Here is a 19,161-nt window from a genome sequence, read left to right on the forward strand (position 1 = left end):
TAAGAATATTCCCTGAAATATTCGATTTAACACTTTTTAAATTTTTAGAATATTGAAAAAACATGTTGACCAAAGTTTAAATCAATGATAAGTTATTAATAATTCAATAATCTATTAACTCTTATCAAGAGTGGTGGAGGGATGTGCCCTACGAAACCCAGCAACCGTCATTGTATGACATGGTGCTAATTCACATAAAGTTAATCATACTTTAGAAGATGAGAGAAAGTGTGTCGATGCTTTCTCTTAATAGTTGAAAGTATTTTTTTATGTCTTTACATATCTAGTAAGAGGAAATGAGAATTGAAAATTTATAAAAAGGTGTCAATACATATGAAAAAATTAATAGGTATGATCAGTATTTTGTTAGTAACGATAACGCTAGCAGCTTGTGGAAATCAGAAAGAAGATAATAAAAAAATTACCGTAGCAGCGTCGCCAGCACCTCATGGTGATGTGTTAAAAAAAGCTAAGGAAGAAATGAAGAAAAAAGGATATGATTTAGAAGTCAAAGAAGTTAATGATTATAAGGTGCCTAATAAATTATTAGATAAAGGCGATGTTGATGCGAACTTCTTCCAACATGTCCCATATTTGAATGCTGAAAAGAAAAGTCATGGTTATAAAATTGAAGAATTAGGTAAAGTGTTTACGACGCCTATGGGTGTATATAGTAAAAAATATAAAAATTTAAAAGACATTCCAGATGGATCGACGATTTACGTTTCTAATAATCCTGCAGAAGAAGGACGTTTTTTATCGTTCTTTGTTAATGAAGGATTAATTAAATTAAAAAAAGGCGTTAAAATTGAAAATGCAAAATTTGAGGATATTGCTGAAAATAAAAAACACTTGAAATTTAACCATCAACAAGGTGCAGAGTTTTTACCAAAAACATATAAGAATGGTGAAGGAGCTGCAGTCATTATAAATTCAAACTATGCGCTTGATAATGGTTTAAAACCGTCTAAAGATGCTATTGTTATGGAAGGTAAATCATCACCATTTGCGAATACGATTGCCGTTCAAGAAGGTCATAAAAATGATGAAAAATTCCAAACATTATTAAAAGTTATGCAATCTAAAGAAATCAAAGCGTATATTAAAAAAGAATATGGCGATGATGTTATTCCATACGAAAACAAATAAATCACAAAAGGTCTCTATTAGAGACCTTTTGTGATTTATATTTATCATTGTTTAAAAGATAGAAAAATATATTTTAATTTTTCTGAAAATATTTACAAATCTGACAATTATTAGTAAGATATTGATTATTATCACAAGAATTGAAGTCAATAAAGAAAGTTAGATATAAGTTATTCATACTTTGGGAGAGGATGAGTCACCTTGAGTAAAGCAGAGGACATGATAAAAGAAGATAGTAAGTATTTTGCTACTTCAGGACGTATAAAATATTATCCATTAGTGATTGATCATGGATATGGAGCAACTTTAGTAGATATAGATGGAAAAGAATACATCGATTTGTTAGCTAGTGCAAGCTCACAAAATGTGGGTCATGCACCAAAACAGGTAACAGAGGCGATTAAAAAGCAAGTAGATAAATTTATTCATTATACCCCCGCATATATGTATCACGAGCCTTTAGTGAAACTGTCTAAAAAGTTATGCGATATTGCGCCAGGTGATTATGAAAAACGTGTCACATTTGGTTTGAGTGGTTCGGATGCGAATGATGGTATTATCAAATTTGCACGTGCTTATACAGGACGACCCTATATTATCAGCTTTACAAATGCTTATCATGGCTCTACATTTGGAGCGTTATCAATGTCGGCTATCAGTTTAAATATGCGTAAACATTATGGCCCTTTATTAAATGGTTTTTATCATATTCCATTTCCAGATAAATACAGAGGGATGTTTGAACAATCTAAATCAAACACTGTTGAAGAGTATTTAGCGCCATTGAAAGAGATGTTTGCTAAATATGTTCCAGCTGAGGAAGTAGCTTGTATTGTGTTAGAAACGATTCAAGGAGATGGTGGATTATTAGAACCAGTAGAAGGCTATTTTGAAGCACTTGAAGCGTTATGTCGAGAATACGGTATTTTAATTGCTGTTGATGATATCCAACAAGGATTAGGTCGTACAGGTTCTTGGAGCTCTGTGGACCACTTTAACTTTACACCAGATCTCATTACATTTGGTAAATCATTAGCAGGTGGATTACCAATGTCAGCGATTGTGGGTCGAAAAGAAATTATTGAAAGTCTTGAAGCACCAGCACATCTATTTACGACAGGAGCAAATCCAGTAAGTTGTGAAGCGGCTCTTGCTACGATTGAAATGATAGAAAATGACGACTTACTAACAGTTAGTTCTAAAAAAGGAAACTACGTGCGTCAACGTATGAATCAATGGGTAGATCAATACTATTACGTCGGAGATGTGCGCGGTATTGGGTTATCTATTGGAATTGATATTGTTAAAGACAAACAGTCAAAAGAAAGAGCTGCTGAAGAAGCATTGAAAATTTGTAATTACTGTTTTGAACATGGTGTAGTGATTATTGCAGTTGCTGGGAACGTCTTACGTTTTCAACCGCCACTCGTGATTACTTATGAACAGTTAGATAAAGCGTTAGATGTTATTGAAGAAGCGCTTCAAGCACTACAAGATGGCGATTTAAATGAATATAGTATAGAAGGACAAGGTTGGTAAAATATATTAAAAGAGCAAGAAAAGACGTTAAGTGAATGTCTTTTCTTGCTCTTTTTCAGTATACTTCCCTTAAAAAACAAATGAATGTTTCTAAAGGGGGTATGAGAAATATAGGTGAGTTCATTATTTTAATCTTTTGGTACGACATAATCATCTTCATCATTCTTTTTAGAATGTTTAATACCATAGAATACATAAATCACAATACCAACTAAGAACCAGATTAATGTATAAAGTTTAGCTTCAAAACTTAATCCCCAGAATACAAGCAAGACTAATAAAAAGGTAATGACAGGTAATACAGGGAAGAACGGTACTTTAAATGCTGGAACTGGTAAATCTTTGCCTTCACGTTTTCTTAAACTATACATTGCAATAGATACAAACATAAATGCGATTAATGTACCTGCTGAAATTAATTGAGCTAAGAAAGCAAATGGGAACATTGAACCAATTAAAACACCGATAATAGTGAGAATAACAAGCGCTCTATTAGGTAAATGTTTATCATTTAATTTGGCTAACCAAGAAGGTAATAATCCGTCACGACCAAATGAATAAAGTAAACGTGAACCAGCTAACATCATACCGATTAATGCTGTAAACATACCGATGACTGAAATAGATTGAACTACTGCTGCTACTACACCATGTCCACTTTGACGAAGTGCCCAACCAACAGGTTCAGCATTCCCAGCATATTTTGAATAATGGAACATACCAACTAATACTAAAGCTACAGCTACGAATAAAACAATCGCAATGATTAATGAACCTAAAATACCACGTGGCATCGTTTTTTGCGGATTAATAGCTTCAGCTGAGTTGGCAGCAATTGAATCAAATCCTATGTATGCCAAGAAAATCATTGATACACCTGCATAAATACCTTGCCATCCACCAAAATCACCAGTTGCAGTGACTTTATGCTCAGGAATAAATGGAACATAGTTACTTGCTTGAATTGCTGTTAATCCAACAATAACGAATAAAACAATCGCTAGAACTTTTAAAATAACAAGAATATTTTCGATACGAGCAGCTTCACTCATACCACGAGATAATAATAATGCAGTTAAAATAATAACAATTGCTGCAACTAAGTCTATAATTCCTCCGTTTGCACCAAAAGGGTTAGATAAAGACTTAGGTAACGTAATACCTAAAGGAGACACAAGTCCTCTTAAATTGGCTGAAAAACCAGAAGCTACAAAGGCAACGGCAATAAAGTATTCGGCAAGTAATGCCCAACCAGCTACCCATCCAAAGAATTCACCAAATAAAACGTTAATCCAAGAATATGCAGAACCAGCAAAAGGCATGGCTGCAGCCATTTCAGCATATGAAAATGCAACTAAACCCGCAACAATTGCAGCTAATAAGAAAGATAAAGCTACGGCTGGACCAGCATGCTCTGCTGCTACTACACCAGGTAATGTGAAAATAGATGTTGATACAATAGTACCTACACCTAATGCAAGAAAATCTTTAACACGTAAAGTACGTTTTAAATGTCCATCTTTACTTTGATAGATAGTGGGATCTTCTTTTCTAGTAAAATTTTTGAAAAAACTGGCCATAATTATGAACCTCCACTAATAAGTTTAAAATTTAATTAATTAGCTTGTTAGCTATATAACATTTATTATCATAGCATAAAAGAATAGTATTTTGTCTAAAATTTCTGAAAATTTCAAGTTTTCTTACTTTTGATTAAACAAGAATACAAACCTAGAAAATTTAAATGATAGATTTGATTATATCAGATAAATCTAAAATAAAAACAACAAAAAAGAGTATATTTACTCTAAAAATATAAAAAGTAGTAATTATATCAATATTGGCACTATAATTATAGAAGACAAGTCAAGTCATTAGACCTTTTTAATTGTGTCATTTTACAATGGTTAAAGTATATTGACCTATTCCAATATGGAATGGTTACTATCGAAAATATGTATTTTATTAATGTATCGATGCGTACTATAATAAGAAACGTAATAAAGTTACAACGTATTCAAATGTTCTAATAAGTATGTCTTACTATCATTCCCTTAAACATGACATATATAATAGAAAACTCCCATCTCATATTTGAATATGTCTAATTAACTGAGATTACACTTCAACTTTAAAAATTGAAGTTATTTAAATATAAAGAAGCCGCAATTAACATGTGACTAAGTCTTTCCCTCTTTTTCCCTAAAAAAATAGACATGTGTGTGGCTTCTTTTTAATTGGGTATAAAAAAATAGAAAAGTAATTTTGAAATAAAAACTTTAAATTACAAATGTAAACTTGAAAGGATATGAATATAAAATGACTAAAGAAAACTATTCTGCCGCAGATATGGTCATTGATACTTTAAAAAATAATAATGTGGATTATGTATTTGGTATTCCAGGTGCAAAAATCGACTATTTATTCAATGCATTAGAAGATGATGGTCCAGAACTTATCGTTACACGTCATGAACAAAATGCTGCAATGATGGCACAAGGCATTGGACGTTTAACAGGCAAACCTGGTGTTGCATTAGTAACAAGTGGTCCAGGGGTAAGTAACTTAACAACTGGATTATTAACAGCTACTTCAGAAGGTGACCCTGTATTAGCAATCGGTGGTCAAGTTAAACGAAATGATTTATTACGTCTTACTCACCAAGCTATAGATAACGCTGCGTTACTAAAATCATCAACTAAATATAGTGCAGAGGTTCAAGATCCTGAATCATTATCTGAAGTTATGACAAATGCAATCCGCACTGCAACTTCTGGTAAAAATGGTGCAAGTTTCATTAGTATTCCACAAGACGTTATTTCATCTCAAGTGCAAAATAAAGCAATCGACTTACCAGAAAAACCTCATTTAGGGGTACCAGCAGATGAAGAAGTGAATGAAGTGCTTCAAGCGATTAAGGATGCTAAATTCCCTGTATTACTTGCAGGTATGAGAAGTTCTAGTGAAAAAGAAACAGAAGCAATTCGTAAATTTGTTGAAAAAACAAGCTTACCTGTTGTAGAAACTTTCCAAGGTGCTGGTGTGATTAGTCGTGAATTAGAAGATCATTTCTTTGGTCGTGTTGGTTTATTCCGTAACCAAGTGGGTGACGAATTACTAAGAAAAGCTGACTTAGTAGTTGCAATCGGTTATGATCCAATTGAATACGAAGCAAGTAACTGGAATAAAGAATTAGATACTGAAATTATCTCAATTGACGAAGTGCATGCTGAAATTACAAATTACTTACGTCCTAAAAAAGAAATAGTAGGTAATATTGCAGGTACAATTCAAATGATGTCAGAAAAAGTATCTGAACCAATTATTGATCAAAAACATTTAGATGACTTAGAAGAATTAAGAGCAAATATTATCGAAGCTACTGGTATTAAATATGAACATGAAGATGGTATTTTACATCCAGTAGAAATTATTAATACAATGCAAAAAACGTTAACTGATGATACAACTGTTACAGTAGACGTAGGTAGTCATTATATTTGGATGGCTCGTAAATTTAGAAGTTACAATCCAAGACACTTATTATTCAGTAACGGTATGCAAACTTTAGGTGTTGCGTTACCATGGGCTATAGCAGCTGCATTAGTACGTCCAAACACACAAGTTGTGTCAGTTGCTGGTGATGGTGGTTTCTTATTCTCAGGTCAAGATTTAGAAACTGCTGTACGTAAAAAATTAAATATCATTCAATTAATTTGGAATGATGGTAAATACAACATGGTTGAATTCCAAGAAGAAATGAAATATAAACGTGCAGCTGGCGTAGCATTTGGTCCAGTAGATTATGTTAAATATGCAGAGTCATTTGGTGCGAAAGGTATCCGAGTAACAAGCCCAGAAGAACTTGAAGCTGCAATTAAAGAAGGTTACGAAACAGAAGGACCTGTTTTAATTGATATTCCAGTAAATTATAAAGATAATATTAAATTATCAACAAATATGTTACCAGATTCTTTAAATTAATTTTCTAAAAATAGGAGTGAATATTAATATGGGTCATGTATTATATCAACATGGTACATTAGGTACATTGATGGCAGGTTTATTAGAAGGAACTGCCACAATCGATGAATTATTAAAACATGGTGATTCAGGACTAGCAACACTTACAGGTTCAGACGGTGAAGTTATCTTCATTAATGGAGAAGCGTACCATGCAAATGAAAAAAAAGAATTCGTTAAACTTAAAGGTGATGAATTAACACCTTTTGCAACAATTACTAAATTTGAAGCAGATGAATCTTATGAAACTTCTAATAAAGATTCTGAAACAGTGTTAAATGAAGTAAAAGAACATATGTTAAGTGATAATTTATTCTCAGCAGTAAAAATCACTGGTAAATTTAAAAAAATGCATGTTCGTATGATGCCAAAACAAGAACCACCATATACAAGATTAATTGATTCAGCACGTAGACAACCTGAAGAAACTCAGGAAGATGTTAACGGTACAGTGATTGGCTTCTTTACACCTGAATTATTCCATGGCATTGGTTCTGGTGGTTTCCATATTCATTTCGCCAACGATGATCGTAATTTCGGTGGACACATTTTAGATTTTGAAGTAGATGATGTAAAAGTTGAAATTCAAAACTTTGAAACATTTGAACAACACTTCCCAATCGATAATAAAACGTTCACTAATACTGAAATTGATTATGCAGATATCGATGCAGAAATCAGAGAAGCTGAATAATATATTATCATTAGAGTTCGAATCTTTTAAGATTCGAACTTTTTTTATTTTGATAAAATAATATTTTAAGCAATTCAATTTAATGGTATAATAATTTCGAATTTTATGTTTATGAAGGTATATAGGATGCAATGTCCAAATTGTGGTCAGTTATATCAACAAGGAGATTTATTTTGTGGAGAATGTGGGACAAAATTAGATCAGATTACACTATCTACAACAGCAACATCAGAATCATTAAACTTGGATAGTCATGTAAACAAAAGTATAAATCACTCTACTTCAAATTCTGTTAATTAGTCAATTCGATGATTTTGGAGTACTACGTAGATTATTTGGAAGTCGTTTTAGTGGCTTATTGTAAGCATTGTGGAAGTAAATTCGTTCCAGTTCAAAATGTATGTACTCAATATGGTACGTGTGTCATTAATGAATTTAAGCAATCACCATCTTTAAGAAATAATATAAAAAATACAGATAGCAATAAAAATTTTCAAAGAAATAGAAGAATATGCTACTAAAAAAGTTCAAGATATAGTGAATCGATAGTAGCTGATATATCCTTATTGTATAAGTCCCAAACTAACAATAATATATAATAATTTTATAAGGAGAATTGAGAAATGTTAAATGCTGAACCTATGATTAAGAAGATGAAAAATCAAAAAATCAATTATGATAGGGTATTGAAAAAACTGATTAGTCAATGGGAGCGTGAAGGCGTTCGCCCTAAAATTTTATTACATAGCTGTTGTGCACCTTGTAGCACATATACATTAGAATATCTATCTCAGTATGCAGATATTACTATTTATTTCGCTAATCCTAATATTCATCCTAAAAATGAATACTTAAGACGTGCCAAAGTCCAAGCACAATTTGTAAAAGATTTTAATGAGAAGACTGGACATTCGGTAAAATATATTGAAGCTGATTATCAGCCATATGAATTTATGAAGATGGCGAAATCGCGTGGTCTTACTGATGAACCTGAAGGTGGAAAACGTTGTACAGCGTGTTTTGAGATGCGTTTAGAGCTTGTCGCAGAAGCAGCAGTGAAGTATGGATATGATTATTTCGGTAGTGCATTAACATTATCTCCTAAAAAGAATGCTCAATTAATTAACGAACTCGGCATGGAAGTTCAACGATTATACAATACATATTATTTACCTAGTGATTTTAAGAAAAATAAAGGTTATGAACGATCTATAGAAATGTGTAATGATTATAATATATTTAGACAATGTTATTGCGGATGTGTATTTGCAGCGATGGAACAAGGTATTGATTTTAAAAAAATTAATCGAGAAGCTAAAGCATTTTTAGAACAATTTTAAAAAGGAGTAAGAGAGAATGAGTTAAACATTCTTTCTTACTCCTTCGCTTTTAGTTATAACGTACGATGGATAAAACGCACAATAGCTAAAATAGCAATAACAAGGGCAGATAGTAGTCCAGCAATTTTTATACCTTTCTTCTCTTTTTCAGGTTCAGGATCTTTATTTTCCATCATTTCTAATAGTTCACGTTCAATTTCAAGATCCAAAGCTGTTTTCTTTTCACCATTGTAACCGATATTATTATCGTATTCTTGAGAAGATTTGGTGTCTTCAATGTTATGCTTATCTTTAGTTTGTGAATCTTTTTGTTTAGTTTCTATAGTCATCAACATACCCTCCAATAGTACGTGCTACGAGTAATATTAGTATAGCGCACTACATATCGTTTAGTGAAATGTTTTAACGTCTAGCATCTAGTCCAATAATCTCACTGATATTACTATAATGATTTGCTTTTAAATATTTAGCAATATCTCGATTAATTTTTTTAGTTAAACCAGGGCCTTCTATCACGAGGGATGAGTAGATTTGTACAAGTGACGCACCATTTCGCATCATTTGAATAGTATCTTGTGCACTAAAAATACCACCTGTACCAATGATTAAAAATTCGCCATTCGTTTGTTGATAAGCCCATTTTACAAGTTCTAAATTACGTTTAAATAAAGGTCGACCACTTAAACCTCCGTCTTCTACTTTATTTGGAGAAGATAATCCACCACGTTGACGTGTGGTATTGGCTAAAATCATACCATCAAAGGTTTCTGTAATTTGAGGTAAAATAGTTTTAAAACCTTCAAGTTCTAAATCTGAAGTTAGCTTTAAAAAGATTGGGACATTCACTTCGTGTTGTGCTTTATAATCTGTTAAAGCATGACATAACATTGAAAATTCATCTTTATCATGGAAACTTTGTAAGTTTTCAGTATTAGGTGAGCTAATATTCACAGTGAAAAATGATACATCTGCTTTAAATGCATCGATGACTTTAATATAATCTTGATAACGCTCTTCGTAAGGTGTCGTTTTATTAACGCCCACATTTAAACCTACAGCAATCGTGTAAGCATGACGTCTTAAATTCCATAAAGCTTTATTCATACCTATATTATTAAAGCCCATACGATTGATTAAGGCATCATCTTCAAGTAAGCGATACATACGCGGTTTAGGATTGCCATCTTGTGGTTTAGGTGTAATGCCACCAAGTTCAAGAGCACCGAAACCAGCATTTTCAAGTGCTTTAGGCACTTCACATGATTTATCAAAACCAGCAGCTAAACCAACTGGATTTTTAAATGTTATTCCTTTAATGTTTTGTGAAAGAGAGGGGTGTTCATATGTAAATAATTTATTTACAAAAGGTAGTAAAAAAGCGTTTTTCTGAGTGAATTTTAAGGCATCTACTGTTAATCCATGTGCCTTTTCAGGTTCGATTTTGAATAAAAGAGGTTTAATTAATTTGTACATAATAATGCTCCATTTCATTGTATTTGAGGCTTACGATCCTCATTTAATATCATTGAAAAAACATTCCTTTAATAGACTAGCACGTTCGTTTAAAAATGAATAGTCTAATTTGAAAGTGTTTGAAAAATTGCCTAACTTTATATCATTTTGGAATGACAAAGGTTAAAGCACATCCATTTAGGTAATAGAATAGTAGATAAAGAATTGGACTAAGGAGGATAATTAATGAAATCAGAATGGAAAAATCAATTACCTTTAGAAGGTATTCAAGATATTTCACCAGTAAGCGGTGGAGATGTAAATGAAGCATTTAAAATTACAACAAACGATGATATATATTTTTTATTAGTTCAAAGAAATCGTAAATCCTCTTTCTACGCTGCCGAAATAGCTGGACTAGAGGCATTTGAAAAAGCAGATATTACAGCACCAAGAGTGATTGAAAATGGTGAAATTAATGGCGATGCGTATCTATTACTCAGTTATTTAGAAGAAGGCAGTAAAGGCAGTCAAAAAGAATTAGGACAACTTGTAGCCAAAATGCATAGTCATCAACAGTCAGAAGGTAAGTTTGGATTCGAGTTACCTTATGAAGGGGCTGATGTCTCATTTGATAATACATGGTCAGAGTCTTGGAGTGAAATTTTCGTAGAACGTCGTATGGATCATTTAAGAGATGAACTATTACGTAAAAATTTATGGAACGAAGAAGATAATAAAGTATACGAACAAGTACGTTCTGTTATGATTAATGAATTAGAAAATCATAACAGTAAACCGTCTCTTTTACACGGTGATTTATGGGGTGGTAATTATATGTTTTTAAAAGATGGACGTCCTGCCTTATTTGATCCAGCACCGTTATATGGAGATAGAGAATTTGACCTAGGTATCACTACTGTCTTCGGTGGATTTACACAAGAATTTTATAATGAATATGAAAAACATTATCCTTTAGGAAAAGGAGCAGAAAAACGTTTAGAGTTTTATAGATTATATTTATTCATGGTGCATTTAGTTAAATTTGGTGGTATGTATGCAAGTAGTGTGAATCGCTCAATGGATCAAATATTAGCCTAATAGAAAACTTCGGGTTAAGTCTTCTTAATCCGAAGTTTTTTATTTCGTCTTTAATGAAGTCATCATATCATTAGGTGTTAAAACTAATAATGAAGTGGATGAATTAATGCATAAAGTGGAAGCATTAGGTGGTAAGGTGATTGATGAACCTAAGACTTCTCAAGGATATTATGGTGCAACATTTGCTGATCCAGATGGACATAAATATAATTTCTTAGTTTGTTAGTTCAATTAATTTTATAAAATACGCCAATTAATATACGCCCCAAAGTTAGAATGAGATCTAATGGTGGGGCGCATTTTTAATGAAAAAGTTATCATGAAGACGTTTTTTTATCTTTATATAGATTCATATAAATGATAGAAATAATGATTAAAATCGCGCCGGTTATGAATTTAGGTGTTAATGGTAAAGGGAAAAACGGGAAAGAAAATATAAACACAAATATAGGATTGAGGGTTCTTATAATATTCGCTTCACGAAACGAAATGTATTTCAAACCTTCATAAAATAATAAAAGTCCTATTACGCCACTACACAAAGCAGAAAGTAAAATAGAGAACAAGCCTATGCTTATATGTATGGTATGTAAATGATTAGTCACAATTAATATGATACCTAGCAACAAAGTAGAAGTCGCCTGATTGTATAGTAAGATGGTTTTAGAATCAATGTCTTTGACGGTCTTTTTAGCTAACATATTCGTTAGCGCAAAAAAGAATGTATAAGATAGGGTGGCAATCACACCTAATATACTGTTAAAATCACCTGAAAAATGAGTAATCAAGAATGAACCTATAACAGCAAAAATTATAGGAAGGGTATCGTTTTTGCACAACGTTTCATTTAGAAAGAGCACTGAAAGAAACAACGCAAATATAATATAAAATCTTCCTAATAATCCAACACTAACTGGATCTAACAAACTTAAACTTACATATTGGAGTAAAATACCTATTGTATTAGTAATACCTAAGAGCCATATAAATTTGTTATGATAGATTTTTATTTTACTTTTATCGAGTAATACAGTTATTAATAATATTAAAGTTGAAAACAAAGCATTAAAAAAACTTGCTTGAATAGGTGATAAATCAGTGAGTGAAAATTTGTTTAATATTGGGGTTAAAGACATGATTGCTACGGAAATAATACTAAATAAATACCCTTTTTTAACTTTATTCATGGTATGCCCCTAAATATTTAAAAATTTCTTCATATAACCCATCTTGAAATGATAATAAATTTTTGTCTAATGGTTCTTTCGTAAGTATTCTTTCAGTAGTTTCTGAATATTTCGGTATATCTTTAAAATAGCTTACTTCAGCTTTTGTAATTGTAGTGGTATGGCCATTTGGTAGTATATAGTAACCTAAATAGTCTATATCACTTTCATTGATGACAGCGCCAGACTCTTCATAAGCCTCTCTGATAGCTGTCTCATTCATCGTTTCATTATGGTTTACCTTACCTCCTGTTAATTCCCATGCTCTTTTTTTATTTTTAACAAAAACAAGATGTCCTTGATAGGTTAAAACAATTAAAACAGAATCATATTTTGTAACTGTCTCATTAAATTGAAGTTTGATATGATTTATAATCATTTTTATCTACCTCGTTTATGAGGTAGATATAACTGTAGAATCCAAAATTTTTATTAAAAACATTTAATATTTGATCAATTGATGAAATCAGTTTAAAACTGATTGAGTCGTTCTTAAAAGTTTTTCGTAGTTCAGTATTTCGTGAGACTACTTTAAAACCATATTTATTAGCTATCTTTTCTAAATCATTTACGCTATATTCCGTTTGATAACCAAATTTCCAAACTTTTAATAAAATTTTTATTTTCTTATCTAAAATACCAAACGAATATTTATTTGGTGTCATTAATATAAGGTGTCCATTAGTTTTCAATACTCTATACATTTCATTCATGACTTTATCAGGGTTTAGAAAATGTTCTATAACACCTAATGGAATAACTGTATCAAATGTATTTTGAGGGTAAGGTAAATTTTGAACATCTCCAATAACATACTTAAATTTGATTCCAGTTTTAATCATATACTCAGTTGCAATACTTTTTGCATTTTCAGAAATATCAATACCATGTCCTTCAATTTTATATTTCTTAATAAGTTTGAATAGGATGGCCCTATCCCTGCATCCAGCTCCTAATACTTTATCGCATGGACTAAAATAATATTCATTATAAATAAATGTTTTTAATTTATCTTTTGCTCTTTCAATTCTTGATGGTGGGAAATTATATGATTCTTTGTTGTTAGAAAACTTCCATACATTTTCCCAATGGTGTTTACTTGATACTTTATTCATAGATGCACCTTCTTAGTTGTTTTATATATTATTATATATTTATTTTATATAATATCATAATTATTATCGTGATAAGTTATGATGTTTGATTCTATACCTGAATATATCTTATAAATAAACATTTGTGGCTTGAACTATTCTACGATAGACTATGAAATATATTTGTTGAGTGGCATATAGAATCAGTCGCATAAACGAACATAAGTGAGCAATCACTTCATTAAGTAGTTTTAATTATTAAAATCAAAGAACTACTTTATAGTTTCCCTAGGAAAGGGTTTCAACAAAATGAACTGTGTTTCAATTAAGAACTTTACTCAAAATATGGACATAAAAAATCTGCCCTCAAAGTCAGAACTTTGAAGGCAGTCTAAGTCTTGATAATAAAATTTTAGTTTTCTTGAATGTTGCCGTATTCTTCTCTTAAGGCATACACTTTATCTGGTGTCACGTCTTGACCAAGTGGATCGACAACTTTCATAGTTGAGAACGTATGAAGTACTTGACCTCTTATCATACCTAAATATTCTTGTCTTAATTGATGTTGTTCTTGTTTTTCTTCAACACTCAAGCTTTCCACTTTTTCTTTATTTGCTAATTGATTAATTCTTTCTAATAATTCTCTCATTATTTCTTCCTCCTAAATGGTATGAGCTGGAAAATGGGGTGTAATATATGTTCCAACTTCTTCTATAAGTGCTTCGATATCACGATCATCATTTGTAAATCTTAAGATAATATGATTTGTATTAATGGATTCATAAGCTTTTAATATTTGTAGTAAATTTTTACGTCCAGTACGGAAACCACCTTTGATCGGTTTTACGGTTTCATTTGGATTTTGGGATAAATCAATCATTAGGATATTCATAAACGGTTTGAATCGGTCAGTCCCACTATGCCAAGTTTCAACTAATTTCTTTTGATCTTGAAAAGGTTGGGCGTAAAATAGCCAACCATCCATATGCTGTTGTAACCAGGAGATGGACTGTCTTGAGTAGCCTGTACCAAACATCGGAATCGTACTATGTTTAGGCAATACTTGTAACCCAGAATCTTCATATAATTCAAAAATCGAATTTGAAATTTGGGGTGAATGTGATTGCCAAAGCGCTCTTAATGATTGAACGGTTGTTTGATAACGTTCTGTTAATGCACTTTCATCTACTTTAAATGCAGGGAATTCAAAAGCGCGATCACCGGTAGCCATACCGAGTAATAAACGTTGATTGGAAATAAGATCAAGCGAGGCTGCTGATTTAGCTAAATGGATAGGATGACGTAGTGTTGCCACAATACTGCTGGTCCCAAGTGCAATTTTTGAGGTAAACGCACTTAAATACGTTAGGAAAACAAATGGGTCATAATTTTCAGTTACGGGTCCTAAATGAGGACTATAAAGTGGATTATCTCTCACGAATAAACTTGTAAATCCTAATCGTTCAGCTTGTTGTGCAAACTTCACTTGTTCATTAAAATCAATATGCTCTTTATTTTTACTATCAAATGGTATGGATAGACCTAATGTTAATTTATGATTTTTAAAGGTACGTTTAAAACTCTCATGATTTTCTATCTTGGACATATCACCCCTCCTAACTAAATTTTATCTAAACAACACTCATCATCTAAACAACAAGTGTTGTTTATAATATAACGTAAATAATCATTTTATGCAAGTCGCATGCTTTTCTATAAAATAACACTTACAATCATTAAGACTGTAAGTGTTGTTTATAGAATTATAGATTTGTAATATGGTGAAGTAAAAACGGTAAGTTTTGATCAATAAATTGCTCAGCACTTAGTTCGCTTGTATCTAACCAATGTCTTGCCAACCCGCATAAACCAGCGGCTAAAAAACTTGCGCTATTTTCAATAATACTAGAATCGTGTTCGGGATATTTATGTTGTAACATAAGGGTAAACATAGCTTCCAACTCGTTGTTAATGCATTTATGAGCATGGTTACAAAATGTCTCACGATTGAGTTTGCAAGCATTTTGTACATTTTCCAAATAATATGCTATCGAGACAAATAATTTAGAGATAATCTGACCATTGAGCGTTTCTGAAATAGACAACGTTTCTTTAATATCTTTAAGAATAGTCATTGATAATGAATAATCTAATATTTCATATTTATCATTAAAGTGTGCGTAAAATGTAGCCCGATTAACAGTAGCACGGTCAGTAATATTTTTTACTGTAATTTGGGTCATTTCTTTTTCTTGTGACACATTTAGAAATGCTTCTACGAGTAATTGTTTTGTACGTATGACTCTTGGATCAACTTTATTGCTTGGCACAAAGACACCCCTTTCATTTTAAAATATGATTACTTTAAATTATTAAACGAACAAAGAAGGTTGTCAAAGAGTATGATTACTCTTTCTATTTTAAACTATTATAATAGAAGAAACTCGTTTTTTCTTTTTAAATTACATATATATTGTTGGTCAAAATTCTTAAAATATCCATAAAACCAGAAAAATTTAAGAAAATGATAAAATAAATATTCTGAAAATTTAGAAAATGTGTTATAGTATTTTTTATCATTACTTAATACAACAACAAAATATTATAGGAGGTATAAGAATGACAACAGAACTTAGAAAAATAAGCGTTGGAGATTTTATTTTTAGAGTACTTTCCGGAGTGGCTATTGGGATTGTGGTAGGTTTAGTACCGAATGCCATTTTAGGTGAAATCTTTAAAGCACTTATGCATCACCATCCTATTTTTGCAACATTACTACATGTTGTTCAAGCATTACAATTTACTGTACCAGCATTAGTAGGTGCGTTAATTGCAATTAAATTTAATATGACTCCTCTTGCGATTGCAGTCGTATCAAGTGCAGCTTATGTAGGAAGTGGCGCTGCTCAATTTAAGAATGGGGCTTGGATTATTGCAGGTATTGGTGACCTCATCAATACGATGATTACTGCAGCAATTGCAGTTTTATTTATTCTACTTATTGAAAAACGTGTAGGAAGTATGGCATTGATTGTTTATCCAACAATTGTTGGAGGTCTCTCAGCTACAATTGGTGTGCTCATCCTACCATATGTACATACTATAAATATTGCGATTGGTAATATGATTAATAGTTTCACTGAATTACAACCTGTATTGATGTGTATGTTAATATCAATGGTATTTAGTTTTATTATTATTTCCCCATTATCAACAGTAGCTATCGCTATTGCCATTGGTATTACAGGTTTAGCAGCAGGTTCAGCTTCAATTGGTATTTCAGCTACTGAAGCTGTTTTACTTATTGGCACAAGTCAAGTAAATCGTGTTGCAGTACCAATTTCTATTTTCTTTGGTGGCGTGAAAATGATGATGCCAAATATGGTGAAATATCCAATTATTATGTTACCTATTTTGATTACCGCAGCGATTTCTGGTGTAGTGGGTAGTCTTATCGGTATTGCTGGAACAAAAGAATCTGCAGGATTTGGATTTATTGGCATGATTGGGCCGATTAGTGCATTTAAATTTTTACATGTCGATTCAGCCGTTATGAGTATCATCCTAATTATTATTGGTTTTTTTGTTGTACCTTTAGTAACAGCATTTATACTAGATGTTATTTTACGCAGAGTCTTAAAATTATTTACAAATGATATTTACAAATTTATGGGATAAACGTATTAAGCCTGGGACATGATGAATTGTCTTAGGCATTTTTAAATTTAAATGATAAACGTCAATAATGTTACAATAAAATAGAAAAAAGATTAAAAGGATGAAGGGTTAATGGCGAAAAAAATTGAAGCTTTAGCATTAAAAACAGCAGAATTAACACGACGTACACATGAACTAGGCATTCCAGTGATGATATTATTTGAAGGTGTACCTGCATCTGGGAAGACGCGCTTATCTAATGAGTTATTATTAAATTTAGATGCGAAGTATACACAATTTATTGCGACACAGTCACCTAAACAGGATGATTTAAGATATCAATTTTTACAAAAATATTGGAATACCTTACCTAAAAAAGGTGATATAAATATTTATTTTAGAAGCTGGTATTCTCATTATCTAGATTATAGAGAAAATAAAATTAAACACGACAAATATAAAAACTATGATGTACTCAAACAACAAATTTCTTCTTTTGAAAATATGCTTAAACAAGATCACTATGAAATCATTAAGTTTTTCATAGAAATTAATGAAGAAAAGCGTCAAGAACATATTCAACAAACCAAAGATAACCCATTGACGCGTTGGAAAGTTCAAGAATATAGTAATGTACTTCCAACAGATATTTACCTTAAAGATATGCGTCAATTTATAAAAAATGATAAAGCATGGGAAATCATTGATTATACCGAAAGAGAAAAAGCAATCCAAACAATGTATGAACATATTATCAAACATCTTGAAACAGCGATTGAGAAGCATGAGCAAAAAGAAGAACAGCGAGACGGTAAATTTCATTCTAATTTTAAAACACACCTTTTTGATAGAAAGGTGGATAAAGTAAAAAAAGATGAATATAAACAGCTCATTGAGGAATTGCAAAATCGTATGAGAGAAATTCAATTCGCTTTATATGATAGAAAGATTCCACTTATTTTAGTATTTGAAGGTATGGATGCAGCTGGTAAAGGTGGAAATATTAAACGAATTAGAGAAAAATTAGATCCAACGGGTTATCGAGTGAATGGCATTAGTGCTCCTACAGATGTTGAATTAAAACATCATTATTTATGGCGATTTGCGAAAGAAATGCCAAGAACAGGGCACATCGAATTATTCGATAGAAGTTGGTATGGTCGTGTATTAGTAGAGCGTGTCGAAGGATTTGCTACTATCGATGAATGGCAACGTGCATATGATGAAATTAATGCATTTGAGAAAATGTGGACAGATGAAGGAGCGATTATTTTAAAATTCTTCCTTACATTAGATAAAGAAGAACAATTAAAACGTTTTAAAGATCGTCAAGAAAATGTTAATAAACAATGGAAAATTACAGATGAAGACTGGCGAAATAGAGAAAAATGGGATTTATACGTGGAATCAAGTCATGATATGGTTGAGAAAACAAATACATCCTATGCACCATGGCTTGTTGTCCCTGCTGATCATAAAAAAACCTCTCGTATTGAAATACTAAAATATATTATTCGTAATTGTGAAAAGGTACTTTGGGGAGTAAAAGATTATTAAAAGTAAATAAGGAAACTTATTACGCACAAGCTCTTGTTTTTTATCAAAAGTAAAGAATTTAAATAACCAATTACATTTTAAAAATATTACAGTAATGTAACAAAATATTAATTTGTAATATGACTAATGGCGTTAAAGTATTGTAAATTTTGTAAGAAAGTATTGTAAAACGTTAATTTATAATAAAAATAAACTCCATATTGATAGATTTTATATATTACAAGAAGTATTTAATATATTTCAATATTACAAAATGATAGGTTAATTGTAATTTTTTGTAAAATAAGCGTAATACTATTCTACAAATTTTGTGTTATAGTAGCTATTGT

Annotated in this window: 19 protein-coding genes, 1 pseudogene and 1 riboswitch; of the genes and pseudogenes, 11 read left to right on the forward strand and 9 right to left on the reverse strand. The window is 31.4% G+C overall.

The genetic code is table 11. From position 1 onward, the window contains the following. The first annotated feature begins 118 nt into the window (after positions 1 to 118). Positions 119 to 225, forward strand: a riboswitch (SAM riboswitch). A gap of 108 nt (positions 226 to 333) precedes the next feature. Further along, on the forward strand, positions 334 to 1,149 hold the full coding sequence (locus BDW25_RS04815) for a MetQ/NlpA family ABC transporter substrate-binding protein (RefSeq protein ID WP_002449288.1): 816 nt from the start codon (positions 334 to 336) through the stop codon (positions 1,147 to 1,149). A 201-nt stretch (positions 1,150 to 1,350) separates the two neighbouring features. Next, on the forward strand, positions 1,351 to 2,688 hold the full coding sequence (locus BDW25_RS04820) for an aspartate aminotransferase family protein (RefSeq protein ID WP_077700039.1): 1,338 nt from the start codon (positions 1,351 to 1,353) through the stop codon (positions 2,686 to 2,688). Positions 2,689 to 2,816: 128 nt separating this feature from the next. Here BDW25_RS04820 and BDW25_RS04825 read toward each other — a convergent pair whose 3' ends face one another. Further along, positions 2,817 to 4,268, reverse strand: a complete 1,452-nt coding sequence (locus BDW25_RS04825; protein ID WP_133944976.1) for an APC family permease — start codon at positions 4,266 to 4,268, stop codon at positions 2,817 to 2,819. Between the two features lie 739 nt (positions 4,269 to 5,007). Between BDW25_RS04825 and alsS the strand changes: the two genes are divergently transcribed. From alsS to BDW25_RS04850, 5 genes are all read left to right on the forward strand, one after another. Beyond that, entirely contained in the window at positions 5,008 to 6,672 is a 1,665-nt protein-coding gene (gene alsS / locus BDW25_RS04830; protein ID WP_002449412.1) for an acetolactate synthase AlsS, read from the forward strand. Positions 6,673 to 6,700: 28 nt separating this feature from the next. Beyond that, positions 6,701 to 7,405: an acetolactate decarboxylase gene (gene budA, locus BDW25_RS04835; protein ID WP_002449310.1), complete on the forward strand. Its 705-nt coding sequence runs from the start codon at positions 6,701 to 6,703 to the stop codon at positions 7,403 to 7,405. A gap of 126 nt (positions 7,406 to 7,531) precedes the next feature. Then, positions 7,532 to 7,705 (forward strand): zinc ribbon domain-containing protein, encoded by a 174-nt coding sequence (locus BDW25_RS04840; protein WP_002449264.1) that lies wholly within the window; start codon positions 7,532 to 7,534, stop codon positions 7,703 to 7,705. 35 nt (positions 7,706 to 7,740) lie between these two features. Further along, on the forward strand, positions 7,741 to 7,926 hold the full coding sequence (locus tag BDW25_RS04845; protein WP_243830611.1) for a hypothetical protein: 186 nt from the start codon (positions 7,741 to 7,743) through the stop codon (positions 7,924 to 7,926). 102 nt (positions 7,927 to 8,028) lie between these two features. Then, complete coding sequence (locus BDW25_RS04850; RefSeq protein WP_049419069.1) at positions 8,029 to 8,745, forward strand: epoxyqueuosine reductase QueH; 717 nt, start codon at positions 8,029 to 8,031, stop codon at positions 8,743 to 8,745. 53 nt (positions 8,746 to 8,798) lie between these two features. On the opposite strand, the gene BDW25_RS04855 is transcribed toward BDW25_RS04850, so the two are convergent. Next, a complete protein-coding gene (locus BDW25_RS04855; protein ID WP_049419066.1) occupies positions 8,799 to 9,074 on the reverse strand; it encodes a hypothetical protein in 276 nt (91 codons plus the stop codon). Between the two features lie 73 nt (positions 9,075 to 9,147). After that, positions 9,148 to 10,218, reverse strand: a complete 1,071-nt coding sequence (locus BDW25_RS04860) for a quinone-dependent dihydroorotate dehydrogenase (RefSeq protein ID WP_133944978.1) — start codon at positions 10,216 to 10,218, stop codon at positions 9,148 to 9,150. 225 nt (positions 10,219 to 10,443) lie between these two features. Between BDW25_RS04860 and BDW25_RS04865 the strand changes: the two genes are divergently transcribed. Continuing rightward, on the forward strand, positions 10,444 to 11,298 hold the full coding sequence (locus BDW25_RS04865) for a fructosamine kinase family protein (protein WP_002454808.1): 855 nt from the start codon (positions 10,444 to 10,446) through the stop codon (positions 11,296 to 11,298). Positions 11,299 to 11,350: 52 nt separating this feature from the next. Next, a pseudogene (locus BDW25_RS04870) lies at positions 11,351 to 11,524 on the forward strand (VOC family protein); the annotation flags it as partial. 91 nt (positions 11,525 to 11,615) lie between these two features. Here the strand turns inward: BDW25_RS04870 and BDW25_RS04875 are convergent. The 6 genes from BDW25_RS04875 to BDW25_RS04900 form a co-directional block, all read right to left on the reverse strand. Next, positions 11,616 to 12,485, reverse strand: coding sequence for a DMT family transporter (locus tag BDW25_RS04875; protein ID WP_002449219.1), 870 nt, complete (start codon positions 12,483 to 12,485; stop codon positions 11,616 to 11,618). Next, a complete protein-coding gene (locus tag BDW25_RS04880) occupies positions 12,478 to 12,903 on the reverse strand; it encodes an NUDIX hydrolase (RefSeq protein ID WP_002449463.1) in 426 nt (141 codons plus the stop codon). The genes BDW25_RS04875 and BDW25_RS04880 overlap by 8 nt, the downstream gene beginning before the upstream one ends. Continuing rightward, on the reverse strand, positions 12,872 to 13,639 hold the full coding sequence (locus tag BDW25_RS04885; protein ID WP_133944980.1) for a class I SAM-dependent methyltransferase: 768 nt from the start codon (positions 13,637 to 13,639) through the stop codon (positions 12,872 to 12,874). The genes BDW25_RS04880 and BDW25_RS04885 overlap by 32 nt, the downstream gene beginning before the upstream one ends. 391 nt (positions 13,640 to 14,030) lie before the next feature. Further along, positions 14,031 to 14,267 carry a DUF896 domain-containing protein gene (locus BDW25_RS04890; RefSeq protein ID WP_002449423.1) on the reverse strand — a complete coding sequence of 79 codons (237 nt, stop codon included), beginning with the start codon at positions 14,265 to 14,267 and terminating at the stop codon, positions 14,031 to 14,033. A gap of 12 nt (positions 14,268 to 14,279) precedes the next feature. Beyond that, positions 14,280 to 15,224, reverse strand: coding sequence for an LLM class oxidoreductase (locus tag BDW25_RS04895; protein WP_133944982.1), 945 nt, complete (start codon positions 15,222 to 15,224; stop codon positions 14,280 to 14,282). A 157-nt stretch (positions 15,225 to 15,381) separates the two neighbouring features. Beyond that, positions 15,382 to 15,948, reverse strand: coding sequence for a TetR/AcrR family transcriptional regulator (locus BDW25_RS04900; RefSeq protein ID WP_002449214.1), 567 nt, complete (start codon positions 15,946 to 15,948; stop codon positions 15,382 to 15,384). A 289-nt stretch (positions 15,949 to 16,237) separates the two neighbouring features. Between BDW25_RS04900 and BDW25_RS04905 the strand changes: the two genes are divergently transcribed. Together BDW25_RS04905 and BDW25_RS04910 are read left to right on the forward strand one after the other, a co-directional pair. Then, positions 16,238 to 17,296 carry a PTS sugar transporter subunit IIC gene (locus BDW25_RS04905; RefSeq protein WP_002449546.1) on the forward strand — a complete coding sequence of 353 codons (1,059 nt, stop codon included), beginning with the start codon at positions 16,238 to 16,240 and terminating at the stop codon, positions 17,294 to 17,296. Positions 17,297 to 17,407: 111 nt separating this feature from the next. Further along, positions 17,408 to 18,832 (forward strand): phosphate--AMP phosphotransferase, encoded by a 1,425-nt coding sequence (locus tag BDW25_RS04910; protein WP_133944984.1) that lies wholly within the window; start codon positions 17,408 to 17,410, stop codon positions 18,830 to 18,832. The last annotated feature ends 329 nt before the right edge of the window (positions 18,833 to 19,161 follow it).

The organism is Staphylococcus sp. AtDRG32, from assembly GCF_004365845.1.
In the GTDB taxonomy this organism is placed as follows: Bacteria; Bacillota; Bacilli; order Staphylococcales; family Staphylococcaceae; genus Staphylococcus; species Staphylococcus hominis.